Source organism: Gordonibacter sp. RACS_AR68, from assembly GCF_030418485.1.
In the GTDB taxonomy this organism is placed as follows: Bacteria; Actinomycetota; Coriobacteriia; order Coriobacteriales; family Eggerthellaceae; genus Gordonibacter; species Gordonibacter urolithinfaciens.
In genome coordinates this window covers 1-16,259 of record NZ_JAIPUP010000003.1, presented here as the reverse complement: position 1 = coordinate 16,259, position 16,259 = coordinate 1, and the positions used below count along the sequence as shown (strand labels likewise).

Genomic DNA, 16,259 nt, shown 5'->3' with positions numbered 1-16,259 from the left:
AGGCCCATGGCCCCAACCGACCAGGCGAGGCCGGCTTCGACCGACAAGCTGTGGACGCCCGCCAACATCGTCACGCTCGCGCGCATCTGCCTCGTGCCGGTGTTCGTGGTCGTGCTCATCAGCCCGTGGCCGCAGTGGCTGGGGCTGCCGCAGGTGGCCGACGATGCGAAGAGCCTCATCGCGGCCGGCATCTTCATCCTCATATCGTGCACCGACTGGCTCGACGGCTACCTGGCCCGCAGCCGCGGCGAGGTCACGGACTTCGGCAAGTTCATGGACCCGCTGGCCGACAAGATACTCGTGGCCGCGGCGCTGCTCGCGCTCATCGAGCTGGGGTCGCTGCCCAGCTGGGTCGCGCTCGTCATCCTGGCGCGCGAGTTCATCGTGTCGGGCGTGCGCATGGTGGCCGCCAGCGAGGGCGTGGTCATCGCGGCCAGCTGGTACGGCAAGTTCAAGACCGTGTTCCAGATGGTCGCCATCGTGCTGTTCTGCGTGAAGGACTCCTACATGGTGGGCAGCCTGAACGCGGCTTTCAACGACTGGCTGTGGGTGCTGAGCTGGGGCGTGATGATCGTCGCGCTCGTGCTGACCGTGGTGTCCATGCTCGACTACATCGCGAAGGCGCGCCATCTCATAGGGTTCGGGCGCAAGCCCAAGGACGCGCCTGCGGGCGACTCCGGGAACGGCGCGCCGGCCGAAGGGCCGGTTCCCATGGAAGGCGCGGCCGTTGCGGGCGCGGCAGGGAAGTCCCGGCCGATCACGGATGCCGAGGCGGCCTCCATCGAGCCCGAGGCCCTCGACGCCCTGGCGCGCAGGGTGCTCGGGTCCGCACGGCGGGCCGGGGTGCGGCTCGGCACGGCAGAGAGCCTCACCGGGGGCCTGATAGCCGCCGTGCTCACCGGCGTGCCGGGCAGCTCGGAGACGGTGCGCGGCGGCGTGGTGAGCTACGTGGACGACGTGAAGCACGAGGTTCTGGGCGTGCCGCGCGAGACGCTTGAGCGGCACGGCGCGGTGAGCGCGGAAACGGCGCGCGCCATGGCCCAGGGCGCGCGGCGCGATATGGATGCCGACGTGGCGGTATCCGTCACGGGCATAGCCGGGCCGGGCGGGGCCGAGCCGGGGAAGCCGGTGGGCACGGTGTGGATCGGGCTGGCCGATGCGGAGGGCGCCGAGGCGCGCCTGCACGAGTTCCCGGGTGATCGCGGCCAGGTGCGCCTGCTGACCGTGCGCGCCGCGCTGGAGCGGCTGGAAGAGGCCTTGGAGGGCGCTGGCAAATGATGCTCCGCGCCGCTGCGGGCCTCGTTGCATTTCCGCTGGACTCGCACTGGAAACGGGCAAGGTCCGCACGGTGAGCGGGCAAGGTTCCTGCAAGGTCTGCACGGTCGCCGCGCGTGGTCCGCGCAAGGTTTCGGCGGCTCCCCGACGGCTTTTCTCCGGTTGCCGTGCAAGGTTGCGGCAGTATGCTTTTCCAGCAGCGAATCAGGCTGCACGTCTTGACAGACAAACAGATGTACGCATAATAGAGGAATGACGAAAAGCCGCTACGCCGGGGGAAGAAGGACCATGAACGACGAAAAAGCGAAGATGCTCAAGCTCACGACCGACCAGATCGAGTCGAAGTTCGGGCAAGGATCCATCATGAAGCTCGGCGAGGACGGCAAGGAGCTCAACATCGGCGTGATCCCCACGGGCGCGCTGCCGCTCGATGCCGCGCTCGGTATCGGCGGCGTGCCGCGGGGCCGCATCATCGAGGTGTACGGCCCCGAGTCGAGCGGCAAGACCACGCTCGCGCTGCAGATCCTCGCGGAGGCGCAGGCCATGGGCGGCATTGTGGCGTTCATCGATGCCGAGCACGCGCTCGACCCGGTGTACGCGGCGCGCCTGGGCGTGGATATCGACGAGGTGCTCATCTCTCAGCCCGACACCGGCGAGCAGGCCCTCGAGATCTGCGACATGCTCGTGCGCTCCGGCGCCATCGACGCGGTGGTCGTGGACTCCGTGGCCGCGCTCGTGCCCCGTGCCGAGATCGAGGGGGAGATCGGCGACACCACGGTAGGCCTGCAGGCGCGCCTCATGTCGCAGGCCCTGCGCAAGCTGGCGGGCTCGCTCTCCAAGTCGAACACCACCTGCATCTTCATCAACCAGCTGCGCGAGAAGATCGGCGTCATGTTCGGCAACCCCGAGACCACCACGGGCGGCCGCGCCCTCAAGTTCTTCTCCAGCGTGCGCATCGACATCCGCCGTATCGACTCCATCAAGAAGGACGGCGAGATCACGGGCAACCGCGTGCGCGCCAAGGTTGTGAAGAACAAGGTGGCGCCGCCGTTCAAGCAGGCCGAGTTCGACCTCATGTACGGAGAGGGCATCTCGCGAGAAGGCTGCATCGTCGACATGGCGGTGGAGGCCGGCGTGGCCAAGAAGAGCGGCGCGTGGTACACCTACGGCGAGGAGCGCCTGGGCCAGGGCCGCGAGGCGGCGAAGCAGACGCTCAAGGAGAATCCCGACCTGCGCGAGGAGATTGAGCTCAAGGTACGCGAGGCCTTCGAGATCCCCGTTATCACCCGCACCGCCGACGAGGCCGACGCGCTGTCTCCCGTGGCGAAGCCTGCCAAAAAGAAGTAGCATGTCCGACGCCGAGGTGAAGGCGCGCCTGCGTGCCCAGATAGCCGCCATCGAGGGATCGTCGCCCGCCTGCAAGGACAGCGCCTCCCGCGGAGCCGTCGGCCCCTGTCGAGAGGCGGAGGTCTCCGAGGGGTCCTGCGCCCCCGATGAGGGCGCCGGGGCTTTCCGCAGGGCTTCCCGCTCTTCCTGCACGGGCGCTCGAGCCCTTCGCGATGCAGCCGACTGCCTTGGCCGCGTGGTGCCCGGGTTCTCGCAGGAGGATGACGGCCTGGGCGCCGCAGCCGGCAGCCCTGCAGACTCGAGCGGGGGCCGTGTCCCGCTGGCGGCGCGAACCGGAGCCTCCGCTGCCGACGAAGCCGAGCGCGCCTTCCGCAAGATCGAGCGCCTCGCCCTCGCGCGCGAGCAAGCCTCGGCCGCGCTGCGGGCGCGCCTCGCGCGCGAGGGCTTCGCGCCCGAGGCGGCGTCCGCCGCGGTGGACCGTGCGCTCTCCTGCGGGCTCGTTGACGACGCCCGCTATGCCGAGGTGCTGGTGCGCAGCCGCCTGTCCCAGGGCCGCGGGGCCCAGGGGATCGCGGCCGAGCTCGACGCCCTGGGCATCGACGCGTCCGTCGTGCCCGGTTGGCCCGAAGAGTTCGCCGTCGACCACGAGAGCGAGGTGGAGCGCGCGCTCGCCCTGCTCGACCGCAAGCCTCCCCGCGCGAAGAACGGGCGCGACGCCGCGTTCCGCCGCCTTGTCCAGAAGGGCTTCGGAGCGTCGGTGGCTTCCACCGCCGCCCGTGTTTGGAGCGAGGGGGAGGAGTGCCAGTGCTGATTGCCTGCATTGTGCGCATGCAGCGCGGCCCGCAGAGCTCAAAACCGCCCACCGACCTCGTTTTCCGCTATTTTTCTGACAGGACTTCACCAAATGGGGAACAAGCCTTATCATGTGGTATAGCTTGAGTGAGACGTACCCGATAGGGTATTTCATATAGATACAATTCCATATGATCGCCCCCGTATTGCGTGCTCTTCGCTCATGCCCGGTTCGTGGAACCGGCCTTTTTATGTAAACCGAGCAATGTGAACAACGCATATCAGAAACCAAAACGAAAGGGGGAGGCATGCCCGAGATCATCTGGCTGCTCATCGGTGCCGTGATAGGCATCGCCCTCGGCTTCGTCGGTGCCCGCTTCCTGGCCAGCTCGTCCGCGAAACGTGCGGCGCAAGAGGCCGAGACCGTGGTGGCCGACGCGAAACGTCAAGCCGAAACACTGCGTCGCGAGGCCATCGTCGAAGCCAAGGACGAAGTCCTGAAGCTGAAGCAGGAGGCCCAGGCCGAGAACAAGGAGCGCATGCGCGAGGTGCGCGCCGCGGAGAACCGCGTGTCGCAGCGCGAGGAGTCGCTCGATCGCCGCGTGGAGTCGCTCGACGCCCGCGAGCATCAGATATCGTCCCAGCAGGGCCAGCTCGACCGTCGCGAGCGCGACCTCGAGGAAGCTGCCCGGGAGATCGACCGCCGCCTGGAGCGCGTGGCCGGCATGACGCCGGAGGAGGCGAAAGCCGAGCTGCTCGACACCCTCAAGGACGAGGTCGTGCACGAGTCCGCCGCCATCATCCGCGACTCCGAGGCCCGCACGAAGGCCGAGGCCGACAAGAAGGCCCGCTCCATCCTGAGCCTGGCCATCCAGCGCGTGGCGGCCGACCACTCCGCCGAGAACACGGTGAGCGCCATCCATATCCCGTCGGATGACCTCAAGGGCCGCATCATCGGGCGCGAGGGCCGCAACATCCGCTCGTTCGAGCAGCTCACCGGCACGAACCTCATCATCGACGACACCCCGGAGTGCGTGACCATCTCGTGCTTCGACCCGGTGCGCCGCGAGATAGGCCGCGTGACCATGGAGAACCTCGTGGCCGACGGGCGCATCCACCCGGCGCGCATCGAGGAGATGTTCGGCAAGGCCGAGGCGTTCGTGAACCAGCGCGTGCAGGAGGCGGGCGAGCAGGCCGCCTTCGACACCGGCATCCACGACCTGCATCCCGAGCTCGTGCGCACGCTCGGCCGCCTGCGCTACCGCACCTCCTACGGCCAGAACGTGCTGAACCACTCGCTCGAGGTGGCCTACCTCTCGGGCGTCATGGCTGCGGAGCTGGGGCTCGACCCCATCCCGGCCAAGCGCGCAGGGCTCTTGCACGACCTGGGCAAGGCCGTCGACCACGAGGTCGAGGGCAGCCATGCCGTCATCGGCGCCGACCTGGCGCGCCGCTTCGGCGAGAAGCAGGACATCGTCCATGCCATCGAGGCGCACCACAACGACGTGGAGCCCTCGAGCGTGCTCGCCGTGCTCGTGCAGGCCGCCGACGCCGTGTCGGCTGCCCGCCCCGGCGCCCGCAAGGAGACGCTCGACGCCTACATCAAGCGCCTCGAGAAGCTCGAGGAGATCGCGAACTCCTACAAGGGCGTGGAGCGCACCTACGCTATCCAGGCCGGTCGCGAAGTGCGCGTGATGGTGGAGCCCGAGGTGGTGGACGAGGCCGCCACGACCGTGCTCGCCCACGACATCGCGCACCGCATAGAGAACGAGATGCAGTACCCCGGCCAGGTGAAGGTCGTGGTCATCCGCGAGAGCCGCGCGGTCGGCGTCGCGAAGTAAGGCGACCCCGGCATGGCCGACGGCTCGCTGGAAGCCTTCATAGAGAACGTCAGCGGCGACAGCCATCTCCGGGTCGAGGCAGACCTCGGGGATGGTTTCGTCCGTTTGAGGAGCGCGGAGGCCGAGCGGCGGCAAGCCGCCCACGACATCCGCTCCACGGAGGACATCGTCATCGAGATGCTGCGCAACGCGCGCGACGCCCATGCCAAGAGCGTGTTCGCGGCCGTGTCCCGCGAGGGCGGCCGCCGGCGCATCGTCATGGTGGACGACGGCGACGGCGTTCCGCCCGCTCTGCACGAGCGGGTGTTCGAGCCGCGCGTCACCTCCAAGCTCGATACCATGCACTTGGACAAGTGGGGCGTGCACGGCCGCGGCATGGCCCTGTACTCCATCGCCGTGAACGCCGAGACGGCGCGCATAGCCGCCTCGGATGCAGGTCTGGGTTCCTCGTTCGTCGTGGAGACAGACCTGGCACGCGTGGGGGAGAAGGCCGACCAGTCCAGCTTTCCCGTCTTCGAGCGCACCGACGCGGGGACCGTGGCCGTGCGGGGGCCGAAGAACATTCTGCGCACCGTGTGCGAGTTCGCTCTCGAGTGCCGCCGCGACTGCACCGTCTACCTGGGCTCCGTGACCGACGTCGTGGCCACGCTCTACGCGTTCGGCCTCTCGTCGCTCACGGCGGCATCGCGCGCGTTCGGGCATGCCGACGAGCTGCCCGTGTGCAAGCGCCTGGCCCTCGCCGCAGACCCGGCGGAGCTCGCGGGCATAGCCGGGTCGCTGGGGCTCGCCCTGTCCGAGCGTTCGGCGCGCCGCGTGCTGGACGGCGAGATAACGCCGCTGTCCCCTCTGCTCGACCGCGTGCGCATCGGCAACGACGCTCCCGAGCCTGCAGCCCCGCGCACCGCAGCCCCGTCCGCCTCCGAAGACGCGCGGGGTCTCAAGCTGGCCCGCGAGGATCTGGACGACTTCGCGGGCCAGGTGGCCGCCGCCTACCGCGACGTCGCGCAACGCTACTACTTGGAGCCCGACGTGCAGCCCGAGGTGCGCGTGGGCAAGGACGGCATCCGCATCCATATCCCCGTGAGCAAGCTCCGCTAAGTTCCGCATAAGCTGCGCCGCCTGGTCGGCGAACGGCCATATCCGCAGGTTGCACGCCATACCATTAATAGCTAGAATAACGGTACCGTGAAAAAGCGGCGCGCGGGCGCCGCACGCATATTGAACGCACGCCAAACGCACGAGCAACGTACTCAAACGACGAAGGATATGCATGACCGCACCCGAGCACAAGCCGGACATCGGCTGCCTGAAGGTTTCATCGAAATCGTCGCCCGCTTCCGTGGCCGGAGCCATCGCCGGCATGGTGAAGGACGGCGTCGGCGTGGAGATACAGGCCGTCGGGGCCGGAGCGGTGAACCAAGCCGTGAAGGCCATCGCCATCTCGCGCGGTTTCCTGTCGCCCGTGGGCATCGAGATCGCCTGCGTGCCCTCCTTTGCGGACATCGTTATCGACGGCGAGTACCGCACGGCCATTCGCTTCGCAGTCGAACCGCGCTACACGCGCGGCGTCTCCATGCCCGCTGCCGGCGGGGAAGCGGAAGCCGCCCCGTCCGCCCCTGCGCACTGAGGATCGCCATGCACACGCATACCCCGTTCACGAACCTCGCGTTCTGCATCCGCACGTTCGGCTGCCAGATGAACAAGCACGATTCCGAGCGCGTCGCCGGCATGCTCGAAGGCCTGGGCGCGCTGCCCGTCGATGCCATCGAGGATGCCGACCTCGTCGTGTTCATGACGTGCTGCGTGCGCGAAGCCGCCGACACGCGCCTCTACGGTCAGGTGGCCTCGCTCAAGAACACTCCGCTGCGCGCCGGCACCCCCCTGTCCAAGCGCGTCGTGGCCGTGGGCGGCTGCATCGGGCAGCGCGACGGGCAGAAGCTCGTCGATGAGCTGCCGCACCTGGACGTGGTGTTCGGCACGCACAACCTGGGCTCGCTTCCGCGACTGCTGGAAGAGGCGCTCGACGAGGGGGGCCATCACGTGGAGGTGCTCGACGCCGGCTCGTCGTTTGCCTCGGAGCTGCCGACGGCGCGCGAGCACGCGTGGGCCGCTTGGCTTCCCATCGCGCAGGGTTGCAACAACTTCTGCTCGTACTGCATCGTGCCCTACGTGCGCGGCCGAGAGAAGTCGCGCCCGCTCGAGGATATCGTAGCCGAGGCGGAGGGCTACGTGGCCGCCGGCGTGAAGGAGATCACCCTTCTGGGCCAGAACGTGAACTCCTACGGCCGCGACCTGTACGGCTCGCCCCGCTTCGCGGCCGTGCTCGATGCGCTCGACGCCACGGGCATCGAGCGCCTGCGCTTCGCGACGAGCCATCCGAAGGACCTCACCGACGAGGTCATCGGCAGGTTCGGCACGCTGCGCTCGCTCATGCCGGCGCTGCACCTGCCCGTGCAGTCCGGCTCCGATGCCGTGCTCGCCGCCATGAACCGCCGCTACACGCGCGCCCATTACCTGGAGCTCGTGCGCAAGCTGCGCGAGGCGCTGCCGGAGATCGCGCTCTCCACCGACATCATCGTGGGATTCCCCGGCGAGACGGCGAAGGACTTCGAAGACACGTACCGCCTTGTGGACGAGGTGGGCTACCACCAGGTGTTCACGTTCATCTACTCCAAGCGCGAGGGCACGCCTGCCGCCTCGGTCGACGATCCCACGCCACGCGACGTGATCCAGGGGCGGTTCGACCGTCTGGTCGATCTCGTGCAGAAGCGGGCCTTCGAGGCGAACCAGGTCGACCTGGGGAGCACGGTCGACGTGCTGGTGGAGGGCGCTTCCAAGCGCGATGCGGGCCTGCTCGCGGGCAAGAGCCCGAAGAACCAGACCGTGCATGCGCCGCTGCCCGAAGGCGCCTCGATCGAGGAGCTGGCCGGTACCACGGTGCGCGTGCGCATCGACGAGGCGAAGACGTGGTACCTGGCAGGCGAGGTGGCGGGCGGTGCCGTGCCGCCCGCGGAGGCGGCGGATGGGCGCTGACCCCGTCGTCTGCATCGTCGGCCCCACAGCCTCGGGCAAGTCCGCCCTTGCGCAGGCCGTCGCCCTCGCGCTCGATGGCGAGGTGGTGAGCGCCGATTCCATGCAGGTGTACCGCGGCATGGACATCGGCACGGGCAAGCTCGCCCCCGACGAGCGGCTTGTGCCCCACCACGGCCTCGACCTCGCCGACCCCGGCGAGCCGTACTCGGCGGCCCTCTTCCAGGAATACGCCCGCGCCTGCTTCGAGGACATCGCCGCGCGCGGGAGGCGTGCCGTGCTGTGCGGCGGCACCGGCCTGTACGTGCGCGCGGCCATCGACGCCTACGAGTTCCCGAAGGGGGAGCAAACGGGCAATCCTGTGCGCGAGCATTACAACCGCCTTGCCGGCGAGCAAGGCGCCGGCGCCCTGTGGGAGCTGCTGCGCGAGCGCGATCCCGCGAGTGCCGCCATCGTGCCCGCCGCCGACGTCAAGCGCGTCGTGCGCGCCTTCGAGCTGTTGGAGGACGGCACAAGCCTGGCCGAGCAGCGCGCGAAGCTGGCGAGCATCCCACAGCTGGTACCGGCATGCTTCATAGGGCTGTCCGTGGATCCGACGGCGCTCAACGCGCGCATCGACGCGCGCGTCGACGCCATGTTCGACGCCGGGCTCGTGGACGAGGTGGCGCGTTTGCTGCAAAGCGGATTCCGGGACGGCATCACGGCTCCCCAGGCTATCGGGTACAAGGAGGTCGTCGCCGCCCTCGAGGGGGAGACGACGATGGAGGAAGCTGCGTCGTGCATCAAGACGGCCACGCACCGCTACGCGAAGCGGCAGCGCACTTGGTTCCGCAAGGACCGGCGCATCCGCTGGATAGATGCAACCGACCCTGACCCCGCGGCCCAGGCAGCCGAGGCGCTTTCCTTGGTGGGAGGCGTCGTTGCCTGAGCGTTTCCGCAGCAGGGCGAGCTTGTGGTATGATACGGTTCTGCAGGCCGACCCTGCCGAGCCTTCAAGATCGGAGCACCTATCATGCAGACAGCACACGCGTTTCTCTAGCGGTTGCGACCGCGCCCGACTGTCTCCGCACGCCGCCATCCGCGCCGGCGTGTCCCTTCTTGCTTCGAAAGGTTGGCTCCATGTCTGAATTTGAATCCGTAATCACGCGGGGCGCGATCCCCGTTTCCGAAGAGCGCCGCGAGAAGGCCGTGCTGGTGGGCGTCGACCGCCCCGGCGCCTCCTGGCCGCTGGCCTCGTCGCTTGCCGAGCTCGAGCGTCTCGTGGACACGGCGGGCGCCGACGTTGCGGCCGTCACCACGCAAAAGCTCGACGCGCCGAACCCGCGCACGTTCGTCGGCTCGGGCAAGGCCGAGGAGGTTGCCGAGCTGGCACGCGCCCACGCGGCCGATCTCGTGGTGTTCGACGACGAGCTCACGCCCTCGCAGCAGTCGAACCTCGAGAAGGTAGTCGGCAAGGAAGTGAAGGTCATCGACCGCACGGCGCTCATCCTCGACATCTTCGCGCTGCATGCCACCAGCAAGGAGGGCCGCCTGCAGGTGCGGCTCGCCCAGAACGAGTACCTGCTGCCGCGTTTGCGCGGCATGTGGGCCCACTTGGCCTCGAACCGCATGGGCGGCGGCGTGGGCTCGCGCTTCGGCGAGGGCGAGAGCCAGCTCGAGGTCGACCGTCGCATGGTGCGCAAGCGCATCACGTCCATCAAGCGCGAGCTCAAGCACCTGGCCGAGGTACGCGCCATCCAGCGCGAGAGCCGCTACGAGAGCGGCATGTTCAAAGTGGCGCTGGCCGGTTACACGAACGCCGGAAAGTCGAGCCTGCTCAACCGCTTGACGAACGCGGACGTGCTGGCCTACGACAAGCTGTTCGCCACGCTGGACTCCACTACGCGCAAGTTCGAGCTGCCCGAAGGGCGCGAGATCACCGTCACCGACACGGTCGGGTTCATCCAGAAGCTGCCGACCACGCTCATCGAGGCGTTCAAGTCCACGCTCGACGAGATCACGGGAGCCGATCTCGTGCTGCATGTGGTGGATGCGTCGTCGGACGAGTACGAGGCGCAGATCGCTGCGGTGGAGGACGTGCTCGGGCAGATCGAAGCTCAAGATTTGCTTCGCGTGCTCGTATTCAACAAATGCGACCTGCTCGACAAGGAACATTTCGATGCTCTCAAGGCGCGTCATCCACAGGCCCAATTCGTATCGGCGGCAACAGGGGAGGGCATAAGCGAGCTTGTCGGGCATATCGCCCGTGTCGCCTCGGCGCAGGACGAGCATCTCGCCATAGTGATTCCCTACAACCGGGGAGATCTCGTCTCCCTCGCGCACGAGCGTTGCCATATCCTGTCGGAAAAGCACGAGGAGGACGGTACGCACCTCGTCATGTTGGCTGCTCCGTCCTTTGCCGGCCTGTTTCGCCCCTACGTGGCGGAGAAGGACTGTTAGGCACGTCCCTTTCAGAAAGCTGCAAACTACTTGGTTAGAGTAACTCTAACCAAGTAGTTTGCGACCGGATGACGCGATCTCGGATCACCGGTCGGTCTCGGGACGAACGAGCGCCCCTCATCCCAAGGCCGGCGTTTCTCCTGCAGGGGCCGTAATCCAACAGGGCGTCTCGCTCCTTCGGCAGGGCCCCGCAAGGCGTCGCCTACAGGCGACGGAACACCGCCACTACCTTGCCCGCGATGGAGCAGTCGGTGGTGATGATGGGCTCCATCGTGGAGTTCTCCGGCTGCAGGCGGATATGGTCGGATTCCTTGTAGAAGCGCTTGACCGTCGCGCCGTCGTCGATGATGGCCACGACGATGTCGCCGTTGTTGGCGACGGGCTGTTCTTTCACCACCACGTAGTCGCCGTCGTTGATGCCCGCCTCGATCATCGATTCGCCCCGTACCGACAGCAGGAACGACGGTGCATCGCCCACGATGTCGGTGGGAAGCGAGATGGTGTCGGTGATGTTCTCCTCGGCGAGGATGGGGGAGCCGGCCGCCACATTGCCCACGAGCGGCACGTTCACCACCTTGTTGAAGCTGGGCTTGATGACGTTGGAAGTGCTCTCTGCATCGCCAAGCGGATAGGTGAGCGCGATGGAACGCGACTTGAGGGGATCGCGCTTGATGAGCCCCTTGTCCTCGAGTGCTTTGAGGTGCACGTGGACTGTCGAAGGGGAGGAAAGGCCCAAGCTTTGGCAGACCTCGCGCACCGTGGGACCGTAGCCCTTCTCGCGGATGCACTCCTCGATGCAGTCGAGCACCGCCTTCTGGCGTTTCGTCACTTTGTCGGACATGCCCCGTTCCTTTCCCTTGAACGAACAAATGTTTTAAATACGTATTGACATGAACTTTTGTTCGTTCTATTATATATGCGAACAAAGGTTCTACGCAAGGCCTAGGAGGCAGAAAGATGAAGAATTTCGAGATGCGGTGCCCCTTCGATGGCACGTCGGCCCTGCAGCCGGAGTTCAACCGTGTATCCGCAGCCGGGGCTATCATCGAGTTTCCAGGGAGCGGTTCCCAAGGTGCTTGCGCGCCGCTGCAGCATTCGCACGCGCGTCAGGTACCGTCTGCTGCGTGCCGTGCTCGCAGACTTGGCGCTACGGAGATGGCGCGGGTTCTTCGTCATGGCAGTGCGGCAGGTCGCGCTTACGGCCGTGTGAGGCCGTGGCAAGGCGCTCTTGCCGGATGCGTCTTCTCCGTTTTCGCCTTCCTCAGCATTTTCATCAGCTTCTAGCGACTTCGGAACGCCCATGGATACTGCATTTCTGTGACTGCGCGGCATCCTCGCCACCATGGCGCTGCCGTTCCATCGCCTTTCCACCCCGCAGGACCCTTCCTCCTTGCAGGTTCATGTGGTAGACTGCCTTTTGAACCGAAATCCCAGACAGGCTGCTGTGAATGCGGCCTTCGAGAAGGAGACAAGGAACATGAAGTTCTAACGAAAGCCTTCGGGCACCCGCCAGGTCATGCAAGCTCCGCACCGGGTGCGCTTTCGTTGCTGTTCCTTGATGTTCCTATCCCTAGCCTCGCCGTCTCATCGGCGCCAGGTTGCCAGCGCGAAAAGCATTGAATCCGGTGCCTCTCGAAGGGAGGCCCTTCCGTGTTCGTTTCAGCCCGCCATCTTACCTATACCTACGACGGCGCCGATGCCTTGGCGCTCGATGACGCATCCGCCGTGTTCGCGCCCGGCTGGACCGGCGTGGTCGGCCCGAACGGAGCCGGCAAGAGCACGTTGCTCAAGATCGTATGCGGGATGCTCGAGCCCCAGAAAGGAAGCGTTTCTCCGCAGGTCGCAGGATCGTTCTGCGCCCAGTCGACCGATGTCGCGCCAACGGGGCTCGAGGAGTTCTCCTACGACTACCGCCCCGAGGCCGTGCGCCTGCGCTACCTGCTCGGCATCGACGACGCATGGCTATGGCGCTACGACACCCTGTCACATGGCGAGTGCAAGCGTATCCAGATAGCATGTGCCCTCGCAGCCGATCCTGTGCTGCTTGCACTCGACGAGCCCACAAACCACCTCGACGCTGAAACCCGCGAACTGGTGGCGCGTGCGCTTGCCGAGTATCGCGGGACGGGCCTTCTCGTCTCGCACGACCGCGCGTTGCTCGACGGGCTGGTGAGCTCGTGCGTGTTCGTGGATCGAGGGCGTGCTGTGACCGTGCCCGGCACGTACTCTCAGGCGAAGGAGCAGCTAGACCTACGCCGCCAGACTGCCGTAGAGGAGCGGTCCCATGCCCGTCGCGAACTGGCGCGCCTCAAGACGGAGAGCAATCGTCGAGACGGGGTGGCGGCGCGTTCGGCTGCACGGCGCTCGGCTCGGCATCTCGACCGGCACGACCATGACGGGCGCGCGAAGATCAAGCTGGCCATCTATTCCGGCCAGGATGGCAAGACCGGGCGGCTCTCGTCGCAGATGGGGAAGAAAGTCGAGCGTGCAGAGAAGCGCATGGCCGAGGTTCGCGTCGCCAAGGTGTACGAGGGTGCGCTCGACCTGGAAGCCGAGCCCGCCGCGCGCACGGTGCTCGTCCGATGCGAGGCCGGGTCCCTGACGCTGGGCGAGGGGCGCATGCTGCACCATCCGCAGCTGTACGTGGGCAACACCGACCGCATCGGCCTGGTGGGCAGGAACGGTGCAGGCAAATCGACGCTGCTTGCCGAAGTGCTGCGGCAAATGCCGGAAGAGGGCATGGTGTACGTCCCGCAAGAGATAGGAAGTGACCGGGCGCGCGCCCTTCTCGCCTCGGTGAAGGCTCTCGCGCCGGCAGAGCGCGGGCGCCTGCTCTCCATTGTCGCCCGGCTCGATTCGCCGCCGGCACGCATCTTGGAGGGAGACGACTTGAGCCCCGGCGAGGTGCGCAAGCTCCTGTTGGCGCAGGGCCTGACAGGACGACCGCATCTCATCGTCATGGACGAGCCGACGAACCACCTGGATATACGCTCTGTCGAAGCCTTGCAGGACGTGCTGGCCGATTGTCCCTGCGCCCTGATGCTCGTGTCCCACGACGAGCGCTTCCTCGACGCGCTCACCGCAACACGATGGGTGTTCGACGTTGGCCGTGCCGAAGGGAGAGGGCTCGGCGACACCCATGTAAGGGTGGAGCTTTGACCTTTTCCCCGTGGTCGAACACCGGTGAAGCCGAGATCCACACCCGCTTCGGACCGCCTCCTTTCCGCAGGGGGCGGTTTTTTTGCAGGGATCGACAATGCGGATTGAAGCACAATATCTTGTATGCTAGGCTGATCCAAAATCGAGCAAAGGAGCCTTTCATGCGCTGTCCTTCCTGCGGAAACCCCGAATCAAAAGTGGTGGACTCGCGCCCTTCCGAGGATGGCACGGCTATCCGGCGCCGACGCGAATGCCTTGATTGCGGCCGTCGATTCACCACCTACGAGCGTTTGGGCGAGAACCCGCTCATCGTTATCAAGGCGGATGGGTCCTCCGAAGCCTATGACCGCCAGAAGCTCATGCGCGGCCTGCTCATTGCCTGCGGGAAGCGGCCTATCTCACCCGAGCAGATAGCGTCGCTCGTCGATAGTATTGAAACCGAGCTTCGCAACGCCTCCTGCAACGAGATCAGGTCAAAGGAACTTGGCGATATGGTTCTCGTGCGTCTGGCGAAGCTCGACGATGTTGCCTACGTGCGGTTCGCGAGCGTCTACAAGGACTTCCAAAACGTAGAGGAGTTCGCAGCCGCCCTCGAGGGGCTGCGCTGATGGAGCGCCTCGCGATTCCCCTCAAGGCGCTCGATGCCGAACTTCCGGTGCCTGCCTGCGCCTACGCGGGCGATGCTGCCGTCGACCTGCGCTCGACGATCGACGAGACGCTGCAGCCGTTCGAGCGCAAGCTCGTGCCCTGCGGCATTGCCGTCGCCATTCCGGTCGGCTACGCTGGTTTCGTCCTGCCGCGCAGCGGGTTGGCGGCGAGGCACGGCGTATCGCTCGTGAATGCACCGGGGCTCATCGACAGCAACTACCGTGGCGAGATCAAGGCCATCCTCGTCAACCTAGACCCGCGCGAGCCTTTCGAGGTCAAGCGGGGGGACCGTATCGCGCAGCTTGTCATCATGCGCGTGGCCGAGGCCGTGTTTGATTCGTGTGGGGATCTTCCTGCTACCGATCGGGGCGCCGGCGGGTTCGGCAGCAGCGGCATCGGCGCATAGCGGTTCCGGATAGGTCGAGGCTTTCATATTGCACTTAGAGTTACTCTAAGTTAAAATCGTTATTGGTTAGAGTAACTCTAAGCCCGTACTCAAGTCGACTTCCGAGGAGGCCTATGGGCGACGAGGGACATAATAGCCGGATCGTTGACGTCCCGGCTACGCAAGCCGATCCGATCTACGGCATCGGCGACGTTGTCGCCTTGACGGGAATCTCGGCTTTCACCATCCGCTATTACGACAAGTGCGGGTTCTTCCCGAACCTTCATCGCGACAAGCGCGGCGTGCGGACGTTCTCCGAGGCCGACGTTGCCCAACTGCACCTGGTCGAGGCGCTTCGCAAAAGCGGCCTGTCCATCGAGGGCATCCAGTACTTCGTGCGCCTCTGCAAGCGTGGCGGCACCACCCGGGCCGAACGCCTGTCGATCTTGCGGGCGCAAGAGACCGTGCTCGAGTACCAGCGCGAGGAGCTGGACGAGAGCCTGAAACGCCTCCATGCCGCTACGGTGGATTTGGAAGCTGCGGAACGCTCCCAAGGACACGGCATGCTATAGTGCGTGGGCGAAGCGCTAGAAAACGCCCTGTTTCCATGACCTAGGACTCGTCGAAGGGCAAGATAGGGCCTTAGAACGGCTCTCAAAGCCTCGTTTATAAAACCGCAGGTCAGAGACGCGATATTTTGACAGATTGGACGAAATCGACTATGGATGACCAAAATCAGCCACCCAAGCCACCCGGATACCCCGAACCTCCGAACCAAGGCCCGAGGCTGCGGCCCAACGAACGCGACGTTCGCGACCTGAAGGTGGCCCAGAACCTCGTCATGGTGGCAAGCATCGCCGGGCCGGTATCTTTGTTCATTGGAGGCGTGTTCCTTGCAACCGCCGGACTGGTGTGCGCCATCATCGCGCTCAAGAAGCTGAACGCGCTGTCTACCAGGTTGACCGATGTCGCCGCGCCAGCGAAGCGACTTAAACGGTCTTGCATAATCGGTATCGCCGTATGCAGTATCGCGCTGGTCCTGAACGCGGTTTCCGCGTACCTCATGTACCCGGCCGTGCTCGAGGCCATCGAATCCGGCGATTACGGAAACCTCGCACCCGGCACCGACCTGGGCACAACCCCCAAAGGCAACTCAACTTGGGGCTAGCACTCCGGCACTTCCCCCAAGATTGACATTTCGAACGTATATTTGTCTAACTTAAGTCTGTCAAAACTGACTAGCCATGCCATGTTTCCGCTTGCTATGCTGGCATTCCTCCTTGGGCGCCGGAAGGAGGTGCTCCAGCATGCCCAAGAAACAAGGCGGACACCTGACCATGAAG

At 65.9% G+C, this 16,259-nt stretch carries 15 protein-coding genes; 14 read left to right on the top strand and 1 reads right to left on the bottom strand.

Going from position 1 to position 16,259, the window contains the following annotated elements; translation table 11 throughout:
* The first annotated feature begins 6 nt into the window (after positions 1-6).
* From pgsA to hflX, 9 genes are all read left to right on the top strand, one after another.
* Positions 7-1,278 carry a CDP-diacylglycerol--glycerol-3-phosphate 3-phosphatidyltransferase gene (gene pgsA, locus K9U15_RS07270; protein WP_301155833.1) on the top strand — a complete coding sequence of 424 codons (1,272 nt, stop codon included), beginning with the start codon at positions 7-9 and terminating at the stop codon, positions 1,276-1,278.
* A 285-nt stretch (positions 1,279-1,563) separates the two neighbouring features.
* The gene (recA, locus tag K9U15_RS07265) at positions 1,564-2,622 is read left to right on the top strand and encodes a recombinase RecA (protein WP_087189757.1); all 1,059 of its coding nucleotides are present in this window, start codon (positions 1,564-1,566) and stop codon (positions 2,620-2,622) included.
* 1 nt (position 2,623) lies between these two features.
* Positions 2,624-3,433, top strand: coding sequence for a regulatory protein RecX (locus K9U15_RS07260; RefSeq protein WP_227115582.1), 810 nt, complete (start codon positions 2,624-2,626; stop codon positions 3,431-3,433).
* Positions 3,434-3,722: 289 nt separating this feature from the next.
* Positions 3,723-5,255 (top strand): ribonuclease Y, encoded by a 1,533-nt coding sequence (gene rny / locus K9U15_RS07255; RefSeq protein ID WP_096226527.1) that lies wholly within the window; start codon positions 3,723-3,725, stop codon positions 5,253-5,255.
* Positions 5,256-5,267: 12 nt separating this feature from the next.
* On the top strand, positions 5,268-6,353 hold the full coding sequence (locus K9U15_RS07250; protein ID WP_227115583.1) for an ATP-binding protein: 1,086 nt from the start codon (positions 5,268-5,270) through the stop codon (positions 6,351-6,353).
* 199 nt (positions 6,354-6,552) lie between these two features.
* Positions 6,553-6,882, top strand: coding sequence for a stage V sporulation protein S (locus K9U15_RS07245; RefSeq protein WP_224767847.1), 330 nt, complete (start codon positions 6,553-6,555; stop codon positions 6,880-6,882).
* 8 nt (positions 6,883-6,890) lie between these two features.
* Positions 6,891-8,288: a tRNA (N6-isopentenyl adenosine(37)-C2)-methylthiotransferase MiaB gene (miaB, locus tag K9U15_RS07240; RefSeq protein ID WP_087189762.1), complete on the top strand. Its 1,398-nt coding sequence runs from the start codon at positions 6,891-6,893 to the stop codon at positions 8,286-8,288.
* Positions 8,278-9,213, top strand: a complete 936-nt coding sequence (gene miaA / locus K9U15_RS07235) for a tRNA (adenosine(37)-N6)-dimethylallyltransferase MiaA (RefSeq protein WP_227115584.1) — start codon at positions 8,278-8,280, stop codon at positions 9,211-9,213. Before miaB ends, miaA begins: the two co-directional genes overlap by 11 nt.
* 191 nt (positions 9,214-9,404) lie before the next feature.
* Positions 9,405-10,724, top strand: a complete 1,320-nt coding sequence (hflX, locus tag K9U15_RS07230; RefSeq protein WP_301155832.1) for a GTPase HflX — start codon at positions 9,405-9,407, stop codon at positions 10,722-10,724.
* A gap of 202 nt (positions 10,725-10,926) precedes the next feature.
* Here hflX and lexA read toward each other — a convergent pair whose 3' ends face one another.
* The gene (lexA, locus tag K9U15_RS07225) at positions 10,927-11,565 is read right to left on the bottom strand and encodes a transcriptional repressor LexA (RefSeq protein WP_087189765.1); all 639 of its coding nucleotides are present in this window, start codon (positions 11,563-11,565) and stop codon (positions 10,927-10,929) included.
* 809 nt (positions 11,566-12,374) lie between these two features.
* Between lexA and K9U15_RS07220 the strand changes: the two genes are divergently transcribed.
* The 5 genes from K9U15_RS07220 (at position 12,375) to K9U15_RS07200 (ending at position 16,084) form a co-directional block, all read left to right on the top strand.
* The gene (locus tag K9U15_RS07220) at positions 12,375-13,883 is read left to right on the top strand and encodes an ATP-binding cassette domain-containing protein (RefSeq protein WP_096226522.1); all 1,509 of its coding nucleotides are present in this window, start codon (positions 12,375-12,377) and stop codon (positions 13,881-13,883) included.
* 161 nt (positions 13,884-14,044) lie between these two features.
* A complete protein-coding gene (nrdR, locus tag K9U15_RS07215) occupies positions 14,045-14,491 on the top strand; it encodes a transcriptional regulator NrdR (RefSeq protein ID WP_087189768.1) in 447 nt (148 codons plus the stop codon).
* Positions 14,491-14,937 (top strand): dUTP diphosphatase, encoded by a 447-nt coding sequence (dut, locus tag K9U15_RS07210; protein WP_172623270.1) that lies wholly within the window; start codon positions 14,491-14,493, stop codon positions 14,935-14,937. The genes nrdR and dut overlap by 1 nt, the downstream gene beginning before the upstream one ends.
* Positions 14,938-15,050: 113 nt before the next feature.
* Positions 15,051-15,488 carry a MerR family transcriptional regulator gene (locus tag K9U15_RS07205; RefSeq protein ID WP_096226520.1) on the top strand — a complete coding sequence of 146 codons (438 nt, stop codon included), beginning with the start codon at positions 15,051-15,053 and terminating at the stop codon, positions 15,486-15,488.
* 149 nt (positions 15,489-15,637) lie between these two features.
* Entirely contained in the window at positions 15,638-16,084 is a 447-nt protein-coding gene (locus K9U15_RS07200; protein ID WP_096226519.1) for a hypothetical protein, read from the top strand.
* The last annotated feature ends 175 nt before the right edge of the window (positions 16,085-16,259 follow it).